At 59.0% G+C, this 19,223-nt stretch carries 18 protein-coding genes; 11 read left to right on the top strand and 7 right to left on the bottom strand.

Annotated elements, in window-relative coordinates; all coding sequences use genetic code 11:
- Positions 1-35 precede the first annotated feature (35 nt).
- Positions 36-287 carry a YfhL family 4Fe-4S dicluster ferredoxin gene (locus KQP88_RS01840; protein WP_025258125.1) on the top strand — a complete coding sequence of 84 codons (252 nt, stop codon included), beginning with the start codon at positions 36-38 and terminating at the stop codon, positions 285-287.
- Positions 288-319: 32 nt separating this feature from the next.
- Here KQP88_RS01840 and KQP88_RS01835 read toward each other — a convergent pair whose 3' ends face one another.
- From KQP88_RS01835 to KQP88_RS01825, 3 genes are all read right to left on the bottom strand, one after another.
- A complete protein-coding gene (locus KQP88_RS01835) occupies positions 320-658 on the bottom strand; it encodes a multidrug transporter (protein ID WP_198724124.1) in 339 nt (112 codons plus the stop codon).
- A gap of 94 nt (positions 659-752) precedes the next feature.
- Complete coding sequence (gene mutM / locus KQP88_RS01830; RefSeq protein WP_025258123.1) at positions 753-1,565, bottom strand: bifunctional DNA-formamidopyrimidine glycosylase/DNA-(apurinic or apyrimidinic site) lyase; 813 nt, start codon at positions 1,563-1,565, stop codon at positions 753-755.
- A 45-nt stretch (positions 1,566-1,610) separates the two neighbouring features.
- Positions 1,611-2,477, bottom strand: a complete 867-nt coding sequence (locus tag KQP88_RS01825; protein ID WP_200993965.1) for an HDOD domain-containing protein — start codon at positions 2,475-2,477, stop codon at positions 1,611-1,613.
- A 190-nt stretch (positions 2,478-2,667) separates the two neighbouring features.
- Between KQP88_RS01825 and KQP88_RS01820 the strand changes: the two genes are divergently transcribed.
- Positions 2,668-3,864: a class I SAM-dependent rRNA methyltransferase gene (locus KQP88_RS01820; RefSeq protein ID WP_216704693.1), complete on the top strand. Its 1,197-nt coding sequence runs from the start codon at positions 2,668-2,670 to the stop codon at positions 3,862-3,864.
- A gap of 267 nt (positions 3,865-4,131) precedes the next feature.
- On the top strand, positions 4,132-5,979 hold the full coding sequence (gene ilvD / locus KQP88_RS01815) for a dihydroxy-acid dehydratase (protein WP_216704692.1): 1,848 nt from the start codon (positions 4,132-4,134) through the stop codon (positions 5,977-5,979).
- Between the two features lie 78 nt (positions 5,980-6,057).
- Here the strand turns inward: ilvD and KQP88_RS01810 are convergent, their stop codons facing one another.
- Positions 6,058-7,113 carry an HAD family hydrolase gene (locus KQP88_RS01810; protein WP_216704691.1) on the bottom strand — a complete coding sequence of 352 codons (1,056 nt, stop codon included), beginning with the start codon at positions 7,111-7,113 and terminating at the stop codon, positions 6,058-6,060.
- 210 nt (positions 7,114-7,323) lie between these two features.
- A complete protein-coding gene (locus KQP88_RS01805) occupies positions 7,324-7,836 on the bottom strand; it encodes a dihydrofolate reductase (RefSeq protein ID WP_200993970.1) in 513 nt (170 codons plus the stop codon).
- Between the two features lie 103 nt (positions 7,837-7,939).
- On the opposite strand from KQP88_RS01805, the gene KQP88_RS01800 reads away from it, so the two are divergent.
- The 3 genes from KQP88_RS01800 (at position 7,940) to KQP88_RS01790 (ending at position 11,288) form a co-directional block, all read left to right on the top strand.
- Positions 7,940-9,319 (top strand): DUF2868 domain-containing protein, encoded by a 1,380-nt coding sequence (locus KQP88_RS01800; protein ID WP_216704690.1) that lies wholly within the window; start codon positions 7,940-7,942, stop codon positions 9,317-9,319.
- Positions 9,312-10,697 (top strand): GTPase/DUF3482 domain-containing protein, encoded by a 1,386-nt coding sequence (locus KQP88_RS01795; protein WP_216704689.1) that lies wholly within the window; start codon positions 9,312-9,314, stop codon positions 10,695-10,697. Before KQP88_RS01800 ends, KQP88_RS01795 begins: the two co-directional genes overlap by 8 nt.
- A gap of 135 nt (positions 10,698-10,832) precedes the next feature.
- Positions 10,833-11,288, top strand: a complete 456-nt coding sequence (locus KQP88_RS01790; protein ID WP_025258115.1) for a YkgJ family cysteine cluster protein — start codon at positions 10,833-10,835, stop codon at positions 11,286-11,288.
- Between the two features lie 243 nt (positions 11,289-11,531).
- On the opposite strand, the gene typA is transcribed toward KQP88_RS01790, so the two are convergent.
- Both typA and thiI read right to left on the bottom strand, forming a co-directional pair.
- Entirely contained in the window at positions 11,532-13,352 is a 1,821-nt protein-coding gene (gene typA, locus KQP88_RS01785; protein WP_200993973.1) for a translational GTPase TypA, read from the bottom strand.
- Positions 13,353-13,492: 140 nt separating this feature from the next.
- Entirely contained in the window at positions 13,493-14,947 is a 1,455-nt protein-coding gene (thiI, locus tag KQP88_RS01780; RefSeq protein ID WP_216704688.1) for a tRNA uracil 4-sulfurtransferase ThiI, read from the bottom strand.
- Positions 14,948-15,279: 332 nt separating this feature from the next.
- Here thiI and glnA point away from each other — a divergent pair, with 332 nt between their 5' ends.
- From glnA to KQP88_RS01755, 5 genes are all read left to right on the top strand, one after another.
- Positions 15,280-16,686 (top strand): glutamate--ammonia ligase, encoded by a 1,407-nt coding sequence (glnA, locus tag KQP88_RS01775; RefSeq protein ID WP_200993975.1) that lies wholly within the window; start codon positions 15,280-15,282, stop codon positions 16,684-16,686.
- Positions 16,687-16,922: 236 nt separating this feature from the next.
- Positions 16,923-17,276 (top strand): cupin domain-containing protein, encoded by a 354-nt coding sequence (locus tag KQP88_RS01770; protein ID WP_374011496.1) that lies wholly within the window; start codon positions 16,923-16,925, stop codon positions 17,274-17,276.
- An 87-nt stretch (positions 17,277-17,363) separates the two neighbouring features.
- Complete coding sequence (locus tag KQP88_RS01765; protein WP_216704687.1) at positions 17,364-17,921, top strand: chorismate mutase; 558 nt, start codon at positions 17,364-17,366, stop codon at positions 17,919-17,921.
- 61 nt (positions 17,922-17,982) lie between these two features.
- Positions 17,983-18,513 carry a DUF4124 domain-containing protein gene (locus tag KQP88_RS01760; RefSeq protein WP_216704686.1) on the top strand — a complete coding sequence of 177 codons (531 nt, stop codon included), beginning with the start codon at positions 17,983-17,985 and terminating at the stop codon, positions 18,511-18,513.
- Positions 18,497-19,141, top strand: coding sequence for a DUF4124 domain-containing protein (locus KQP88_RS01755; RefSeq protein ID WP_216704685.1), 645 nt, complete (start codon positions 18,497-18,499; stop codon positions 19,139-19,141). Before KQP88_RS01760 ends, KQP88_RS01755 begins: the two co-directional genes overlap by 17 nt.
- Positions 19,142-19,223 lie beyond the last annotated feature (82 nt).

Here is a 19,223-nt window from a genome sequence, read left to right as displayed (position 1 = left end):
ATACGCCCCGGTACACCCCGCGGCTGGAGTGTTTCATGTCCCTTATCATCACTGACGATTGCATCAACTGCGACGTCTGCGAACCCGAGTGCCCGAACGAGGCCATCTCACAGGGTGAGGAGATCTACGTGATCAACCCGAACCTGTGCACCGAATGCGTCGGTCATTACGACGAGCCTCAATGCCAGCAGGTCTGTCCTGTGGATTGCATTCCGCTGGACGAGAATCGTGTCGAAAGCAAAGACGAGCTGATGACCAAATATCGCCTCATCACCGGCAAGGCATAGCCTTCAAAGGCTGGTGATAAAAGCGCTCTGCGTCATTCCTGCTTGCCATATCCATCGCCGGTGCAGCCCAGGCACCTGACGAATGCTGCCTTGCCCGGATCAACTACCAGCGCCTTGCCAGTTGCGCCCAGGTTGCCGCCCGCAGCTGCGAAAGGTGCAGCAATCACGAACAATCCCGTGCCGATGATGGTCGCGGCAATCAGCAATGGCCGGGCGATGATCAGATCGCCGATCATGGCGAAGGCTGGCGGGGTCTGGATGCTGTAGACCGGATCACCACTGCCTGGAGGCAGCTCGGCAGCCATGGCAGGTAAAGCCTGTAACCCGACGAGCAGGGTCAGGGTGGCGGCGATAATACGAAACGGGCGCATGGCTTGGTCCTTCAGGTGTCGCGGGTTGGAGTGCTGATAACTATAAACAGCACTGGGGCTTAAGCAAGCGGCGCAGTATTTCAAGTATTGAGGATCAGGTCTGGCATTTGGGGCAATAAACGCTCGCCCGCTGCCCCAGCTTGACCTCACGCAAGGTCGTGCCACACACCTTGCATGGCTGCTCGCCCCGACCATAGACAAAAAGCTCCTGCTGGAAATAGCCAGGCTTGCCGTCGCCGCCGATGAAGTCGCGCAAGGTCGTGCCGCCCCGTTCGATGGCGTAGGCCAGAATGCGCTTGATCTCGACAGCCAGCTTCAGATAGCGCGCCCGGGAAATACCCTTGGCCTCGCGCCGCGGGTCGATACCGGCAGCAAACAACGCTTCGGTCGCGTAGATATTGCCCACGCCGACCACCACCGCGTTATCCATGATGAAAGGCTTGACCGCAATGGACTTGCCTCGGGAGCGCTCGTACAGGCGCTCACCGTCGAACAGATCCGTCAATGGCTCAGGCCCCAGTCGAACCAGAAGCTCGTGGCTGTGGGGTTCAAGGCTCCAGAGCATGGCACCGAAACGGCGCGGGTCGGTGTAGCGCAACGCCAGACCGGACTCCAGCTCGATATCCACATGCTCATGCTTGAGCGCAGGCAGGCCGGCTTCGACCAGACGCAGGTTGCCCGACATCCCCAGATGACTGATGAGCGTTCCGACTTCGGCCTGGATCAGCAGGTATTTGGCCCGTCGGCCGACTTCCACGATCCGCTGCCCGGAAAGGCGTACATCGAGGTCTTCGGGAATGGGCCAGCGCAAACGCCGGTCCCGCACGATCACGCGGCTGACACGCTGCCCTTCCAGATGGGGCGCAATGCCACGGCGCGTGGTTTCGACTTCAGGTAATTCAGGCATGGATAACTCGGAGAGGCAAAAGAGGAAAACCGGCAGCGGGCAGAATCAGTGGGCGCCCAGCTCGCGAATGCTTTCCCTGAGGTATTCAAAGTCGTACTCGGACAGACCGACATAGTCCAGCACCAGATGACCGATGCTGTTCCATTCGTGGTCTTCGTCCTGGTTGCCCAGCACCCGGGAGGACTCACAGATATGCTCGGCCATTTTCAGGGGAGCCAGGAGATTCTTGAGCGCGGCATTGCGGCTCGTATCATCCTCGAAGATTGCCAGGGCATTGTGATGGTTGGCGATGGCATTGCAGACATGTTCCGGCAAGCGCCAGGACTTGGCAGTGAAATAGCCGACAACAGCATGGTTGGTGTCGAACTTGCTGTTTTCGGTATCCACGATCCGGCAATCGGGACCGGCCTTGGCGTAGGACTCTTCCAGCACCGGCATGTAATCCGGAAAACGCTTGAGCATCAGCGGAATCCCGCAGTCATGGAACAGACCCAGCGCGTAGGATTCGTCCACAGTCTGCGAGCCGATTCGCTTGGCCAGGGTCAGGCTGGTGATGGCCACGTCCTGGGCACTGTCCCAGAAACGATTGAGCGTCACGATGGTTTCGTCGCTCATCTCGCCCTTGATCGACTGCGCGTTGATCAGGTTGATGACGGTGCGGCTACCCAGAAGATTCACGGCTTTCTGGATCGAGGCGATCTTGTTGGACAGGCCGTAATGCGGAGAATTGACGATCTTGAGCAGCGCGCCGGAAAGCCCCGGGTCCTGGGAAATCAACCGCGCAATCACCGCCAGATCAGGATCAGGCATGTACTGCTCCATCTGCAGATCCACCATGATCTGAGGTTGCGGAGGTACGCTGATACCCTGAAGGGCTTCCTGGATCTGCTCGGGGGTCAACTCTTCGGACATAGAAATTTACTCAAGGCCATACCCGGATTCTGCCCGCTTAATGAGAATCGGTCCACCCGCTCGTGGGCACATGGCTATGACTTTAGCCAAGTTTCATCATTTACCTCGATTGATGAGGTTAATTGACGGGATGCCCCTCCAATAACCCAATCACAGGCTATAATCCCGCTCTTTTTTCCGGAGCGACGTCATGTCCCTGCCCAGCCTGCGCCTCAAAGCCAACGCCGACCGTCGCCTGCGCGCCGGCCACTTGTGGGTCTACAGCAATGAAATCGATGTAGCCGCCACCCCACTGCACGGTTTTGCAGCAGGTGATCAGGCGTTGCTCGAAGCCGCTGGCGGCAAGCCACTGGGCATCGTCGCCATGAGCCCCAACAACCTGATCTGCGCCCGACTGCTGTCACGGGACATCAAGCTGCCGCTGGACAAGTCGCTGCTGGTTCATCGCCTGAACGTGGCGCTGTCCCTGCGTGATCGCCTGTTCGACAAGCCGTTCTATCGCCTGGTCTACGGCGACTCGGACCTGCTGCCGGGCCTGGTGGTCGATCGTTTCGACGACATCCTCGTGGTGCAGCTGGCTTCGGCCACCATGGAGCACCACAAGGAAGACGTGATCGCCGCCCTGGTGCAGGTGCTCAAGCCTGGCGGCATTCTGTTCAAGAACGACTCGGCTGCCCGTGACGCCGAAGGCCTGAACCGCTATGTCGAAACCGTATATGGCGCAGTGCCGGAGTGGGTTGCCCTGGAAGAGAACGGCGTGAAGTTCGAAGCACCTGTCATGCAAGGTCAGAAAACCGGCTGGTTCTACGACCACCGCATGAACCGCGCCCGCCTGGCCCCTTACGTCAAAGGCAAGCGCGTCCTGGACCTGTACAGCTACATCGGCGGCTGGGGTATCCAGGCCGGTGCTTTTGGCGCCAGCGAAGTCACCTGTGTCGACGCCTCGGGCTTTGCCCTGGATGGAGTGGAACGCAACGCAGCCCTGAACGGCTTCGCCGAAAAGGTCACCTGTATCGAAGGCGACGTATTTGAAGCCCTGAAAGAACTGAAAGCCGGCGAAGAACGCTTCGACGTGATCGTGGCCGACCCGCCAGCCTTCATCAAGCGCAAGAAAGACCTGAAAAACGGCGAAGGTGCCTACCGTCGCCTGAACGAACAGGCCATGCGCCTGCTCAGCAAGGACGGCATCCTGGTCAGCGCCTCGTGCTCCATGCACCTGCCGGAAGACGACCTGCAAAACATCCTCCTGACCAGCGCCCGCCACCTGGACCGCAACATCCAGCTACTGGAACGCGGCAGCCAGGGCCCGGACCATCCGGTACACCCGGCCATCGCCGAAACCCGCTACATCAAGAGCATCATCTGCCGGTTGCTGCCAAACAGCTGACCTTCAGCCTTGTCGTCGGGTTGCCGTCAGAGCCAATGCACACCTCCTGATTAGCTTTTCAGGAGGTGTCCGCAAGCCCTTCGACCCGTGTAGAATCGACGCTATTCATCGCCAGTCATCCCCCGGCGGGTTTATGAGCTCAGGCCGAGTGCACGGTGATCCCGTGGTGTTCGGTTTCTTCGCTGCATCCGGTCACTGCCGTTTGCGTGTAGCGTCAATAGAAGCTCACTCCCCTTACTGATCAGCCTGTTTTGCCGGAGTGCTCCAATGCCTGATTACCGCTCGAAAACGTCCACCCACGGCCGCAACATGGCCGGCGCACGTGCCTTGTGGCGCGCCACGGGCATGAAGGACGAAGATTTCAAGAAACCGATCATCGCCATCGCCAACTCGTTCACCCAGTTCGTACCAGGGCATGTCCACCTCAAGGACATGGGCCAACTGGTCGCCCGGGAAGTGGAACGCGCAGGCGGCGTGGCGAAGGAATTCAATACCATCGCCGTGGATGACGGTATCGCCATGGGTCACGATGGCATGCTGTATTCGCTGCCGAGCCGCGAGATCATCGCCGACTCCGTGGAATACATGGTCAACGCCCACTGCGCCGACGCCATCGTCTGTATCTCCAACTGCGACAAGATCACCCCTGGCATGCTGATGGCGTCGTTGCGCCTCAATATCCCGGTGATCTTCGTGTCCGGCGGCCCGATGGAAGCCGGCAAGACCAAACTGGCCAGCCACGGCCTGGATCTGGTCGATGCCATGGTCATCGCGGCCGACTCCACTGCCAGCGACGAAAAAGTTGCCGAATACGAGCGCAGCGCCTGCCCGACATGCGGTTCGTGCTCCGGCATGTTTACCGCCAACTCGATGAACTGTCTGACCGAAGCGCTGGGCCTGGCCTTGCCGGGTAATGGCTCGACACTGGCCACCCACAGCGACCGCGAGCAACTGTTCCTGACTGCCGGTCGTACCATCGTCGAGCTGTGCAAACAGTATTACGGCAACAACGATGAGTCGGTTCTGCCGCGCAACATCGCCAACTTCAAGGCGTTCGAGAACGCCATGATGCTGGACATCGCCATGGGCGGTTCCACCAACACCATCCTGCACTTGCTGGCCGCTGCCCAGGAAGCCGAAATCGCCTTCGACCTGCGCGATATCGACCGCCTGTCGCGCAAGGTTCCGCAACTGTGCAAGGTTGCGCCGAACATTCAGAAGTACCACATGGAAGATGTGCACCGCGCAGGCGGCATCTTCAGCATTCTGGGCTCGCTGGCCCGTGGCGGTCTGCTGCATACCGACCTGCCGACCGTGCACAGCAAGACCATGGCCGAAGCCATCGCCAAGTGGGACATCACCCTGACCGACGACGAAGCCGTGCACACCTTTTTCAAGGCAGGCCCGGCAGGCATCCCGACACAGACGGCCTTCAGCCAGTCAACCCGCTGGCCGAGCCTGGATGACGACCGTGAAAACGGCTGCATCCGCAGTTTCGAGCATGCCTACTCGCAGGAAGGTGGCCTGGCCGTGCTGTACGGCAACATCGCGCTGGACGGCTGCGTGGTGAAAACCGCAGGCGTGGACGAGTCGATCCATGTCTTCGAAGGCAACGCCAAGATCTTCGAGAGCCAGGACAGCGCCGTACGCGGCATCCTCGCCGACGAAGTGAAAGCGGGCGACATCGTGATCATCCGTTACGAAGGTCCGAAAGGCGGCCCGGGCATGCAGGAAATGCTGTACCCGACGTCGTACCTGAAATCCAAGGGCCTGGGCAAAGACTGCGCCCTGCTGACCGACGGTCGTTTCTCGGGTGGCACCTCGGGCCTCTCCATCGGCCACGCTTCCCCGGAAGCGGCTGCAGGTGGCGCAATCGGCCTGGTACGCGATGGCGACAAAGTGCTGATCGACATCCCGAACCGCTCGATCAACCTGCTGGTCAGCGATGAAGAGCTGGCTACACGCCGTGCGGAACAGGACAAGAAGGGCTGGAGACCGGTGGAAGCGCGCCCACGCAAAGTGACCACCGCCCTCAAGGCCTACGCCCTGCTGGCCACCAGCGCCGACAAGGGCGCTGTGCGTGACAAGGCACTGCTGGACAAGTTGGTGCCGTAAAAGCGGCAAGCTGCAAGTCAAAAGCTGCAAGTCAAAAGCTTGCGGCTTATGGCTTGCAGCTTGTAGCTATGCTTTCTCTTACTGAATCTCGTCCGGCTTGACGACTACCCAGTTCTTGTCGGCAGTCACCGGCAAACCTTCCTTGGCCTGAGCTTCGGCATTGCTCTTGATCATACCTTCCATCTGCTTCATGTACTTGTCCTTGCGGTTGATCCACAGGTGTACGCCGCCTTTGTTGACGTCCACGCCATGGAACAACATGTAGCCGTCGCTGGTTGGCGTATCGCCAGCCACCAGGACCGGTTTCTTCCATTGGTCGATGTACGTCAGGATTGCCGCCTGCTTGCCCGCCATCCAGGTGGCTGGCGTCCACAGGTAAGGCGTCAGCTCAAGACCCAGGTTGCTCTTCTCGTCGTATTTGCCAGCAGTGATCTGCTTGCGGGCAGTGGTCAGCTCGCCGGTTTTCCGGTCCTTGAGCAGCATGGTTACGCCAATGACATTCTGCGGTTTGACGTTGTAGCCGTACTTGGGATCGGAGGCGACCATCCGCACCAGCTCTTCGGAAGCAGCGGTCATGACATAGACCTCGATGCCGTTTTCCATCAGCTTGTTGAAAAGCTCTTTCTGGCCGGTAAAGATTCGTGGCGGCTCGACGTCGAGCTTCTTGACCACATCGCCGTCGTAGTAGGTCGCCGGGATCGGTTTGCCCGATGCCATAAGCTCGTCGACGTAACCTTTCAGCTCCTTGAGGGTGAAGCCGGAGAATACTTGTGCCACCCATGGATAGCAGACCATGTCATCCAGTTCGCAGAGGCGGTAGTAGTAACTGAACAGGCTTTCCTTGTGTTCGGCGGTGTCCTTGAAGGGAATCAGCTTCAGAGACGGGTCCAGCTTCTCGCGGGTGATCAGGCCCTTGTTTTCCATGTACGGCAGCAGCGACTCTTCGAGGTCGAAGCGATAGCTGGTGTTATCCATGTCAAAGACGGCGTAATTACCTTTATTGGCGTTGGCAGCGATCATGGTGTCCAGCGCCTTGGCGGCAGGCTCCGGCCAGTGTTTCAGATCGGTGGCGAAAGCCTGGCTGGCAAGACCCAGGCACAAAGCGGCGGCGAGTATTTTTGGTGCGAACTTCATCTATGGTTTCCCCCGATAAATGTATAGGGCCGACCGTAGCAAAGTGGTGTTACGATTTTCGTGTGTGAACGACCCCGCGTGTTCTGACGGCGTCATGTGCGCAATGGTTCGCGACAGGGATATTCGATTGCGACATTTTTGTGACAGTTACGCGCTCGTCACGAGCGATTCATTCCCGTCGCACAGGAACGAATCACCCGCGAACACGGCTTAACGCCGCTCCCAGACCTCGAAACTGTAGGCCGGTTTGTCATCCTGCGCCGGATTCGGGCTCTCGGATACCAGCACCCATTCGGCAGCATCAAATTCCGGAAACCAGGCATCGCCTTCGGGGCTCAGCGCCACGCGAGTGAGGTAAAGCCGGTCGGCATCAGGCAAGCCCTGCGCATAAAGCTGGGCACCGCCGATGAGCATCACTTCATCGACGCCCTGCTCCTGCGCCCATTGCTCGGCGCGCACCACGGCGGCTTCCAGGGAAGCAAAGACTTCAGCGCCTTCAAGCTGCAGATCAGCCTGACGACTGACCACCAGGTTCAGGCGACCGGGCAGTGGCCGGCCCAGGGAATCCCAGGTCTTGCGACCCATGATGATCGGCTTGCCAAGGGTCGTGGCCTTGAAATACTTGAAATCCCCCGGCAAATGCCAGGGCATGGAATTGTCGACGCCGATCACCCGGTTTTCACCAAGGGCGGCAATCAGGCTGAGAGGGAGATGTTTTTTCATGGGCGCGAGAATAACAGAGCAAGGGAACTGAGAGACACCGTGTGGACCCTAAGCTTCACCGCAACGGTTATGCTTTGTGCCTAATTCATCGAAGAGACGCTGTGTGACTGCTCTGACACCACTCGATACCCTCTGGCTGACCGAAGCTGTACGCCTGCGAGAAGAACAGGCAGGCCTCCTTGACGACCAGGAAGCCAATCGCCGCGCCCGCGCCGCAGAAGGCGACCTGAACAGCCGGATCAAGCTGCGCGCCCTGTGGCTGGCCGAACGTGACGGCATGGTCAGCGCCCTGCATCACTGGAAGCAAGGCGCCCGCCTGGCACTGATCGCACTGATCGTCATCGCGGTTTTCAGTGGCGCGGGCCTGGCCTTTGCGGCCATGGGCAACGGACAGGCACCGGTCAATGTGTTCTGGGCGCTGGGCAGCCTGCTCGGGCTGAATCTGGTGCTGCTGATCAGTTGGGCGCTGGGTCTGATATTCACCGGGCGCAGCAGTTCGGGCCTGGGCCGGCTCTGGCTGTGGGCCAGCGAAAAGCTCGCTCGCGACGCACAGGCCGCCCAACTGGCTCCCGCACTGATCGTGCTGCTGCAACGCCGACGCCTCAATCGCTGGGCACTGGGTCTACTGGTCAACAGCCTGTGGCTGGTGGCCTTGCTCAGCGCCATGGTCATGTTGTTGATGCTGATGGCGACGCGGCGCTACGGCTTTGTCTGGGAAACCACCATTCTGGGCAGCGAAACCTTCGTCAGCCTGACGCAGACACTGGGCATCATCCCGGCCATGCTGGGTTTCAGTACGCCCGATGAGCTGATGATACGCGCCAGCGGCAATGGCGTACTGAGCCTGGAAAATGCCCGGCAGGCCTGGGCTTCCTGGCTGGTGGGCATCCTGCTGGTCTTCGGCATCGTGCCGCGCCTGATTCTGGCGCTGTTCTGCCTGTGGCGCTGGAAGCGTGGGCGCGCCACCCTGAAGCTGGATCTGGAATTGCCCGGCTACCAGCAGTTGCGCGAACGCCTGATGCCCAGCAGCGAGCGCCTGGGCGTCAACGATGCCGCACCGCCGCAGCTGCATCGGATACAACCCAACGCAGGCACCGCCAACAGTGAAGGCGCCTTGCTGGTCGCCATCGAACTGGACGATCAATACCCGTGGCCTCCACAACTGCCGACGGGCGTGGCCGATGCAGGTGTGCTCGACAGCCGTGAATCCCGACAGAAGCTGCTGGAGCAATTGACCCACTATCCACCGGCACGACTGCTCATTGCTTGCGATCCGCGCCGCTCGCCGGATCGCGGCAGCCTGGCATTGATTGCCGAACTGGCCAGATACGCCGGCCTGACCCGCATCTGGCTATTACCCGCGCCAGCCGGTCAGACGCTTGACCCGCAACGCCTCAATGACTGGCACGCCGCACTGCAGCAACTGGAGCTGACGTGGAGCGAAGGTTCGCTGTTGAACTGGCTGGAGACAGGCAATGACTGAGCTGAACACACCTCGCGCACTCAAGCTGGCGGTCGTGGGCCATACCAATGTCGGCAAGACGTCGCTGTTGCGCACCCTGACCCGTGATATCGGTTTCGGGGAAGTCTCCCATCGCCCCAGCACCACACGCCATGTAGAAGGTGCGCGCCTGTCGGTCGAAGGTCAGGCTCTGCTTGAGCTTTACGATACGCCGGGCCTGGAAGATGCCATTGCTCTGCTCGACTACCTTGAGCGTCTGGATCGCCCCGGCGAACGACTGGACGGCCCGGCGCGACTGGCGCGTTTTCTGGAGAGCAGCGAGGCACGCCAGCGCTTCGAGCAGGAGGCCAAGGTATTGCGTCAGTTGCTCGACTCGGACGCTGGCCTGTACGTGATCGATGCCCGCGAACCGATTCTGTCCAAATACCGTGATGAACTGGCGGTACTGGCAAGCTGTGGCAAACCGTTGCTGCCGGTACTGAATTTCGTCAGCAGCCCGCAACAGCGAGAGCCGGACTGGCGCGAAGCGCTTTCGCGTCTTGGCCTTCATGCGCTGGTGCGCTTCGACAGCGTGGCACCACCGGAGGATGGCGAGCGTCGGCTTTATGAAAGCCTGGCGCTGATGATGGAAAGCGCCCGCCCGCAACTGGAGCGCCTGATCGAAGACCAACAGGCCCAGCGCAAGGCCCGACGACACAGCGCCGCACGGCTGATTGCAGAGATGCTGATTGACTGCGCAGCCTGTCGGCGCAGCGTGGACACCGATGCACAGCAGGAACAGAAGGCTATCGAGGAACTGCGCAAAGCCATTCGCCAGCGTGAACAACGTTGCGTCGAAGCGCTGCTCAAGCTGTATGCCTTTCGCACACAGGACGCCTCGGCGGCCGACTTGCCGTTACTGGATGGTCGCTGGGGCGACGACCTGTTCAACCCTGAAACCCTCAAGCAACTGGGCGTACGTGTCGGCGGCGGCGTGGCGGCAGGTGCTGCGGCCGGAGCCGGCGTCGATCTGCTGGTCGGCGGCATCACTCTGGGCGCCGCGGCACTGGTCGGCGCCATTGCGGGCGGCGCACTGCAAACGGCCCGCAGTTATGGCGGGCGGTTGCTGGGCAAACTCAAGGGGCAACGGGAACTGACCGTAGACGATGCAGTGCTGCGACTGCTTGTACTTCGACAGCAACACCTGTTGCAGGCGCTGGACGTGAGGGGCCATGCGGCGATGGACAGCATCGAAGTGAGCGAGCCTCAGGATAAGGCCTGGCGCGAAGGTAAACTTCCCGATGCCGTGCACAAGGCGCGGGCACATCCGCAATGGTCATCGCTCAATCCCGGCGCAAAACTGAGCCAGGCCGAGCGGCAGGAGCAGATCGAAAACCTGGCCAACTCACGGATCGTATGATGCCATCGCGACCAAGGCCCCTCCTACCATCACTCAAGAGGGGCACCGGCAGTCGCTTCACTCATTTTTGCCTACGCTAAACCCGCAAGCCCCGGTATGATCGCGCGCCCGATACACCCGGAAGCCTGAACCGAAATGAAATCCACCTTGATCGCAGCCGCAGAGATCGACCGTCTCGATACCTGGGCCAAGTACTCCAGCCATATGTGCGGTGGCTGTATTTCCAGCTGCTGCACCTTGCCGGTAGAAGTGAAGATCAAGGATCTGATCCGCATCGGCATCGTTGACGAGTTCGAGAAAGACGAGCCCGCCAAGAACATCGCCAAGCGCCTGCAGAAGGAAGGGATCGTCGAGCGCTTCAACCAGAAGTCCGGGATCTTTACCCTGCAGCGCATGAGCAACAACGACTGCCTGTATCTGGATCGCAAGAGTCGCCTGTGCACCATCTATGAAAAGCGCCCGGACACCTGCCGCAACCACCCGAAGATCGGCCCGCGCCCTGGGTATTGCGCGTACAAGCCAAAGGCCGTCGAGCGCCAGAACAGCGGCGCCCTGAACTCCAACTCAGGCCGCGTCCCCCTGAAGTTCTGATCCGCCAGGAGTAATGCTGATCAATCACTTTGTGGGAGGCAGCTTGCTGGCGACTTTAGCGTACAGACGCAGCATATCTGCCAGTTTCACGGTCCAGTCGCCAGCAAGCTGCCTCCCACACATTACTGCGCGGGACCGCTTTCGCGGATGAATCCACTCCTACTCAGTACAGTGAAACCCAGACATAAAAAAACGCCCCCGGCCTTTCGACCGGGGGCGTTTTCATTCAGCCGGGGCTAAATATCAAGCCTTGGCTTTCTTGGCAGCGCGGGTACGCTCGCTTTCGTCGAGGATCTTCTTGCGAAGACGGATCGACTTTGGAGTGACTTCGCACAGCTCGTCGTCCTGGATGAATTCCAGAGCCTGTTCCAGAGTGAAACGAACAGGTGGAACCAGAGCGATGGTTTCGTCTTTACCCGAAGCACGCATGTTGTCGAGCTTCTTGCCCTTGGTAGGGTTGACGCCCAGGTCGTTGTCACGGCTGTTCAGACCAACGATCTGACCGTTGTAGATTTCCTGACCGTGCTCAACGAACAGCTTGCCGCGCGCTTGCAGGGTTTCCAGGGAGTAGGTCAGTGCCTTGCCGGTTTCAACCGAAACCAGAACGCCGTTCTGACGACCGGACATGTCGCCGGACTTCATCACGTCGTAACGGTCGAAGATCGAGGTCAGGATGCCTGCACCGGAGGTCAGGGTCAGGAACTCGTTACGGAAACCGATCAGGCCACGAGCCGGGATGTTGTACTCAAGGCGAACACGGCCCTTGCCATCCGGAACCATGTTGGTCAGGTCGCCTTTACGCAGACCCATTTGCTCCATGATCGCGCCTTGTGCATCTTCCGGCAGGTCGATGGTGACGTTTTCGTACGGTTCGTGTTTCACGCCGTCAACCAGACGGATGATCACTTCCGGACGACCTACGGCCATTTCGAAGCCTTCGCGACGCATGGTTTCGATCAGAACCGAGAGGTGCAGCTCACCACGGCCGGAAACCTTGAACTTGTCAGCCGAGTCGCCTTCTTCAACGCGCAGAGCAACGTTGTACAGCAGCTCTTTGTCCAGACGTTCCTTGATGTTACGGCTGGTGACGAACTTGCCTTCTTTACCGCAGAAAGGCGAGTCGTTGACCTGGAAGGTCATGGCAACGGTTGGCTCGTCAACGGTCAGAGGCTTCATCGCCTCGACAGTGTTTGGATCACACAGGGTGTCGGAGATGAACAGCTCGTCGAAGCCGCTGATGCAGACGATGTCGCCGGCAGCTGCTTCTTCAACGTCGATGCGGTGCAGACCGTGGTGACCCATCAGCTTCAGGATACGGCCGTTGCGCTTCTTGCCGTCGGTGTCGATGGCGACAACCGGAGTGTTCGGCTTGACGCGACCACGAGCGATACGGCCAACACCGATAACACCCAGGAAGCTGTTGTAGTCCAGAGCGGAGATCTGCATCTGGAACGGACCATCGCGGTCAACAGACGGCGCAGGTACGTTGTCGACGATCGACTGGTACAGCGGGGTCATGTCTTCAGCCATTTCGGTGTGGTCCAGACCGGCAATGCCGTTCAGGGCCGAGGCGTAGACGACTTTGAAGTCCAGCTGTTCTTCGGTGGCACCCAGGTTGTCGAACAGGTCGAAGATCTGGTCCAGAACCCAGTCAGGACGCGCGCCCGGACGGTCAACCTTGTTGATGACCACGATTGGACGCAGGCCGGCTTCGAAAGCCTTCTTGGTCACGAAACGGGTTTGCGGCATAGGGCCGTCTTGAGCGTCAACCAGCAGCAGAACGGAGTCGACCATCGACATCACGCGCTCTACTTCACCGCCGAAGTCGGCGTGGCCCGGGGTGTCCACGATGTTGATGTGGTAGCCGTTCCAGTTGATCGCGGTGTTCTTCGCGAGAATGGTAATACCGCGCTCTTTCTCCTGGTCGTTGGAGTCCATGACGCGCTCGTCGTTGAGCTCGTTACGCTCCAGAGTGCCGGACTGACGCAGCAGTTTGTCTACCAGGGTGGTTTTGCCATGGTCAACGTGAGCAATGATGGCGATGTTACGTAGATTTTCGATCACTTGTGTATCTCGATCAGAGGATTCGGTGAGCTGACTGTTGTCAGGCAGCAATTAACATTGAGTCGGCAAAAGCCGTTACGGCTTGACGACTGGTGTCGGGGGGCCGGTGACGCAAGCCACAGGCAAACAGCCCCGGGCACTTAGCTCGGTCGATAAACGCGCACATTGGCATGCCCCTCACTGAGCAGATGGTGAGCATGCAGGCGACTCATGACGCCTTTGTCGCAATACAACAGGTACTGGCGCGTGTTATCCAGTTCCTTGAAGCGGCTGTTCAATGCATAGAACGGCAGCGTCTGTATCTCTACGCCCGGCACTTGCAGCGGCTGGTCTTCCTGGGCATCCGGATGACGGATGTCGATGACGACCTGACCGGCCAGCGCCTGGCTGACTTCTTCTATTTCGACATTCTGGCTCAGATCGTCGATCACCCGATCAATGGTCACCAGCCTGGCACGTTCGAGCGCTCGCTCAAGAACAGCCATGTCGAACTGCTTCTCTTCATACTCAACGCGATTACGCTTGGCGTTGGTCTTGGGGTTGACCGAAATCACCCCGCAATATTCAGGCATGTGCCGGGCGAATTCGGCCGTGCCGATTTCAGTCGCCAGATCGACGATGTCCTGCTTGTGGCTGGCAATCAGCGGTCGCAGCACCAGTTTGTCGGTGGCCGAGTCGATGACCGACAGATTGGGCAGCGTCTGGCTGGACACCTGCGAAATCGCTTCCCCCGTCACCAGCACATCGATTTCGAGACGGTCGGCAACAGATGAGGCAGCGCGCAACATCATACGCTTCAAAACTACACCCATATGACTGTTATCGACTTTCTGCAGAATTTCTCCCAGAACTTCCTCGAAAGGCACGCTTACAAACAGCACTCGCTGGGAGCTGCCGTACTTCTTCCAGATGAAGTGAGCGACTTCCATCACGCCCAGCTCATGGGCACGACCACCCAGATTGAAGAAGCAGAAATGCGCCATCAGGCCACGACGCATGATCTGGTAGGCCGCCACGGTCGAGTCGAAACCACCGGACATCAGTACCAGCGTCTGTTCCAGCGCGCCCAGCGGATAACCGCCCATGCCAGTGTGCTGGTCATGAATGACAAACAGACGCTGGTCGCGAATTTCCATGCGCACCACGAGTTCGGGCTTGCGCAGCTCGATACCGGCGGCGCTGCATTGCTGGCGCAACTTGCTGCCGACGTACTTCTCGACGTCCATGGAGCTGAAATCGTGCCGCCCCGCACGCTTGCAGCGCACGGAAAACATCTTGCCCGGCAGCAGGTCGCCGTAATGCATCTTGCACTTGGCAACGATGTCATCCAGATCGCCCAGCGGGTATTCGGCAACCTGCAGGAAATTGGCGATGCCCGGCATGCAGCTCAGGCGCTCGGTGATGCCCTGCAGGACCTTTGGATCGGTCAGCCTTGTTTCGACCTCAAGGTTGTCCCATACGCCACCCACGACAATGTCCGCGTCCAGTTCACGGAGCACGGTACGAATGTTCTTGGCCAGCTGGCGGATGAACTTCTTGCGCACCGGCGGGCTTTTGATGGTGATTTCAGGAAAAACTTTGACGATTAGTTTCATGGAAACGGTACGTGAGGTGCCGGCCGAAAAAGGGGGGCGCGGATTATAGCGGAAATTGCTCAAGGTTTAACCAGTTATCGTACTACCAATCATCAGCGCACTAAAAAGGCACGCCTCGGCATTTTAAAGCACCATAACAGTGCGTCATTTTGCCGATAAATCCGTTTTCGCCCCCGAAAAGGCCTTGTTTGGGGCAAAAAACCCAACACGGGGCACTGGCATGCAATTTGCTCCCTTGTGAGGCAGGTTGCCTTGGCAGAGTATCTGCGCCGGCATCACCCAAATTTAAGGGGCCACAACCATAACCAGGCCCTAGCCACCCGGAGGACACCATGTCGAAGTCGGTTCAACTCATCAAAGATCATGACGTTAAATGGATTGATCTGCGCTTCACTGACACCAAAGGCAAGCAGCAACACGTCACCATGCCAGCTCGCGATGCGCTGGACGACGACTTCTTTGAAGTCGGCAAGATGTTCGACGGTTCCTCCATTGAAGGCTGGAAAGGTATCGAAGCCTCCGACATGATCCTGCTGCCGGACGACAGCTCCGCAGTTCTGGACCCGTTCACCGAAGAGCCGACCCTGATCCTGGTCTGCGACATCATCGAACCTTCGACCATGCAAGGCTATGACCGCGACCCACGCGCCATCGCCCACCGCGCCGAGGAATACCTGAAGTCCACCGGTATCGGTGACACCGTATTCGTTGGTCCGGAGCCAGAGTTCTTCATCTTCGATTCGGTCAAGTACAAGTCCGACATCTCCGGCTCCATGTTCAAGATCTTCTCCGAGCAAGGCTCGTGGATGACCGACCAGGACGTGGAAGGCGGCAACAAAGGCCACCGTCCAGGTATCAAAGGCGGCTACTTCCCGGTTCCACCGGTCGACCACGACCACGAAATCCGTACTGCCATGTGCAACGCACTGGAAGAAATGGGTCAGGTCGTCGAAGTTCACCACCACGAAGTGGCAACTGCCGGCCAGAACGAAATCGGCGTGAAGTTCAACACCCTGGTTGCCAAGGCTGACGAAGTTCAGACCCTCAAGTATGTCGTGCACAACGTTGCCGACGCTTACGGTCGCACCGCCACCTTCATGCCCAAGCCTCTGTACGGCGATAACGGTTCGGGTATGCACGTTCACATGTCCATCGCCAAAGATGGCAAGAACACCTTCGCAGGCGAAGGCTATGCCGGCCTGTCCGACACCGCTCTGTACTTCATCGGCGGTATCATCAAGCACGGTAAGGCTCTGAACGGCTTCACCAACCCTTCGACCAACTCCTACAAACGTCTGGTCCCGGGCTTCGAAGCTCCGGTCATGCTGGCCTACTCGGCTCGTAACCGTTCCGCTTCGATCCGTATTCCTTACGTCTCCAGCCCACGTGGCCGTCGTATCGAAGCCCGCTTCCCGGATCCGGCAGCCAACCCGTACCTGGCGTTCGCTGCACTGTTGATGGCTGGCCTGGACGGCATCCAGAACAAGATCCACCCTGGCGATGCAGCTGACAAAAACCTGTATGACCTGCCGCCAGAAGAGGCCAAAGGCATTCCACAAGTTTGCGGCAGCCTGAAAGAAGCCCTGGAAGAGCTGGACAAAGGTCGTGCGTTCCTGACCAAAGGCGGCGTTTTCAGCGACGATTTCATCGACGCTTACATCGAGCTGAAAAGCGAAGAAGAAATCAAGGTACGTACTTTCGTACACCCACTGGAATACGAGCTGTACTACAGCTGCTGATCCAGTCGCGCCAGCGGTAATGGCGTAAATGAGGCCTCCTTCGGGAGGCCTTTTTCATGCCCGCGCTTTTACTGGCATGTAGTAAATAGTTAGCACCTTGCTGCCTGAGCTTTTTGGAATTCTTGCGTTTCGCCTTGAGATCAATCAATCGCAAAACCGGGGGTTACATGGACATCAACATCCTGCTGGTCGTCGCCAGCCTGTTATTGGGCAATATGGCTTTCGCTGACAAAAACATGCAGGGCACAAACCAGCCCACATCCCAGATATTGCTCGAAGCCACCCAGTCATGGGATGGAACGCCCTACAAGGCTTATCCCGAAGGCCAGCCGGAACTGAGCATTCTCAAGATCAGCATCCCGGCGAACAGCACGCTGAAATGGCACCAGCACCCCGTTCCAAACGCCGCCTACGTCCTTTCCGGCGAACTCACGGTCGAGGCAAAGGAAGGAGGCAAGTCCATTCGCATCAAAGCAGGTGACACTCTGGCCGAAATGGTGGACATCATTCACCGGGGGAAGACCGGCAATACACCGGTCGAACTCGTTGTGTTCTATGCTGGAGCTGCTGGAACACCGCTATCCCGCTAAACGACCATGCCTCGTATTGCCACTGGCTCTGGTCGATGACCTGGAGTTAAATCTGCGCTCCACCCACCGATTCGAGATGGAACCGCCATGCGCCTGCTTCTGGCCACTTCGCTGTTGACTCTGACGTGCATGTCTCCCGGCATCGCTCTCGCCGCCGAACAGCAACCATCCCTCCTTGAACCCTTGCTGCAAGCCATCAGCGAACGCCTGACCATTGCCGATCAGGTTGCCCTGAGCAAATGGGACAGTGGCAAGGCTGTCGAAGATCCGCCTCGCGAGCAGCAGGTCATCAGTGCAGCCCAGGCCCGTGCAGCCGAATTCAAACTCGATCCCGACGACGTTCAACGACTGTTCCGCGCCCAGATAGAGGCCAACAAACGTGTGCAGAACGCCCTGCTTGAACAGTGGCATACGGCAGGCAAGGCACCCGATACCGAACGCCAGAGTCTGGTCGACGACATCCGCCCCAGACTGGATCGACTGCAGACCGAATTGCTGCGCGCCTATGCCGACTTCCAGCCGGTCCGCTCCTCGGACGACTGTCGGACACTGCTGGATGCCGCACTCAAGCATCACCGCACCGACCCGATTCACGATCAGGCACTGGTACTTGCCACCACCGATCTGTGTGCGGCGAAACTGTAAGCCTGACCGCCCGACCGAAGTGTTCTATGCTGACGACCTTCCCTTTGCTGCCGAGAGCCTCATGCGCCAAAGCCTCATCTGCCTGTTCCTATTGATCAGCCTGCCTGCTGCGGCGCAGATCTATAAGTACACCGATGCGAATGGCAATACCGCATACAGCAATCAGCCGCCCAACGGCATCAAGACCGAGGTCGTAGAGTTGCCGCCACTCAACAGCGTGGAAACCCGGGTTCCCGCGACACCGGCCATGAACACCGCAGCACCACCGACGAGCACACAGACACAGCCTCGGGACGCATACAGCACACTGGAACTGACCGACCTGCCGACAGACGAAGCATTGCGCGCCAATGACGGCACCTTCACGGTGAGCGTGAAGATTCAACCGCGTCTGCGACCCGGCCACCAGCTCCAGTTGCTGGTGGACGGCAACCCTTACGGAACGCCCACCAATATTCCTCGCCTTCAGGTGGTGAATATCGACCGGGGTGAACACAGTTTTGCGGTCGTGGTGCTGGACTCCCAACGTGTCGTCCAGCAAAGCCAGACAATCACCCTCACCGTGCAGCGCGTCCATGTCAACCGGCCCTGAACGACACCTGCTCCATGGCCTGCTGATGTGCCTGTTGCTGCTGGCAGCCTTGCCATCAGCCGCTGACGTCTATACCTACATCGATGCCAACGGCAACCGGGTATTCACCGATCAGCCGCGCAAGAATGCCAAGCGCGTGGAGATACCGCCCAGCAACAACATGACGGGCACACCACCTGCCCGCACCTATCAGGCAGCACCCGCAAAACCCAAGGCCAAGTCGATATTTCGCTATCAACTGCTGCGGGTGCTGGTCCCCGAGCCGGACGGAACAGTACGCAGCACCAGCGGCGACGTCATCGTAACCGTCACCAGCGAACCGGCTCTGCAGCCCGGCCACAACTATCGCCTGTTTCTGGATGGCCAACTCGCAGGCCAGCCAGGGCGTAGCCCGGTCATCCCGCTGAGCAATATTGATCGGGGTACGCACCAGCTATCGGTCGAGATAGTCGATGAGTACGACCGCGTGCTGGAAAAAACACCCAACCAGCCCTTCCACATGCTGCGCACCTCACTGGCGCAAAAACGCAAAGCCAACCCCTGCCAGCTTCCCGAGTACGGTGTACGTCCCGAGTGCCCGATCAAGGACAAGCCCGAAGAAGAAAGCAGCATCCTGCCTTTTTTCTAGGCATAAAAGGCCATCCCGCCAACAAGGCACCTTAATGGTGCATCATGTGCTTCGGCACGCCTCAAGACAGCCCAATATGGTT

Source organism: Pseudomonas lijiangensis (assembly GCF_018968705.1).
Classification (GTDB): domain Bacteria; phylum Pseudomonadota; class Gammaproteobacteria; order Pseudomonadales; family Pseudomonadaceae; genus Aquipseudomonas; species Aquipseudomonas lijiangensis.
Note: the sequence above shows the minus strand (reverse complement) of the source record. Positions and strands in the feature narration are given on the sequence as shown.

Excerpts from the sequence above, each read along its gene's own strand:
- KQP88_RS01755 (WP_216704685.1), top strand. The coding sequence starts at position 18,497 with ATGTCAACCGGCCCTGAACGACACCTGCTCCATGGCCTGCTGATGTGC.
- glnA (WP_200993975.1), top strand. The coding sequence starts at position 15,280 with ATGTCGAAGTCGGTTCAACTCATCAAAGATCATGACGTTAAATGGATT.
- KQP88_RS01820 (WP_216704693.1), top strand. The coding sequence starts at position 2,668 with ATGTCCCTGCCCAGCCTGCGCCTCAAAGCCAACGCCGACCGTCGCCTG.
- KQP88_RS01765 (WP_216704687.1), top strand. The coding sequence starts at position 17,364 with ATGCGCCTGCTTCTGGCCACTTCGCTGTTGACTCTGACGTGCATGTCT.
- ilvD (WP_216704692.1), top strand. The coding sequence starts at position 4,132 with ATGCCTGATTACCGCTCGAAAACGTCCACCCACGGCCGCAACATGGCC.
- KQP88_RS01835 (WP_198724124.1), bottom strand. The coding sequence starts at position 658 with ATGCGCCCGTTTCGTATTATCGCCGCCACCCTGACCCTGCTCGTCGGG.
- KQP88_RS01825 (WP_200993965.1), bottom strand. The coding sequence starts at position 2,477 with ATGTCCGAAGAGTTGACCCCCGAGCAGATCCAGGAAGCCCTTCAGGGT.
- KQP88_RS01840 (WP_025258125.1), top strand. The coding sequence starts at position 36 with ATGTCCCTTATCATCACTGACGATTGCATCAACTGCGACGTCTGCGAA.
- KQP88_RS01810 (WP_216704691.1), bottom strand. The coding sequence starts at position 7,113 with ATGAAGTTCGCACCAAAAATACTCGCCGCCGCTTTGTGCCTGGGTCTT.
- KQP88_RS01770 (WP_374011496.1), top strand. The coding sequence starts at position 16,923 with ATGCAGGGCACAAACCAGCCCACATCCCAGATATTGCTCGAAGCCACC.
- KQP88_RS01790 (WP_025258115.1), top strand. The coding sequence starts at position 10,833 with ATGAAATCCACCTTGATCGCAGCCGCAGAGATCGACCGTCTCGATACC.
- KQP88_RS01760 (WP_216704686.1), top strand. The coding sequence starts at position 17,983 with ATGCGCCAAAGCCTCATCTGCCTGTTCCTATTGATCAGCCTGCCTGCT.
- KQP88_RS01795 (WP_216704689.1), top strand. The coding sequence starts at position 9,312 with ATGACTGAGCTGAACACACCTCGCGCACTCAAGCTGGCGGTCGTGGGC.
- mutM (WP_025258123.1), bottom strand. The coding sequence starts at position 1,565 with ATGCCTGAATTACCTGAAGTCGAAACCACGCGCCGTGGCATTGCGCCC.
- thiI (WP_216704688.1), bottom strand. The coding sequence starts at position 14,947 with ATGAAACTAATCGTCAAAGTTTTTCCTGAAATCACCATCAAAAGCCCG.
- KQP88_RS01805 (WP_200993970.1), bottom strand. The coding sequence starts at position 7,836 with ATGAAAAAACATCTCCCTCTCAGCCTGATTGCCGCCCTTGGTGAAAAC.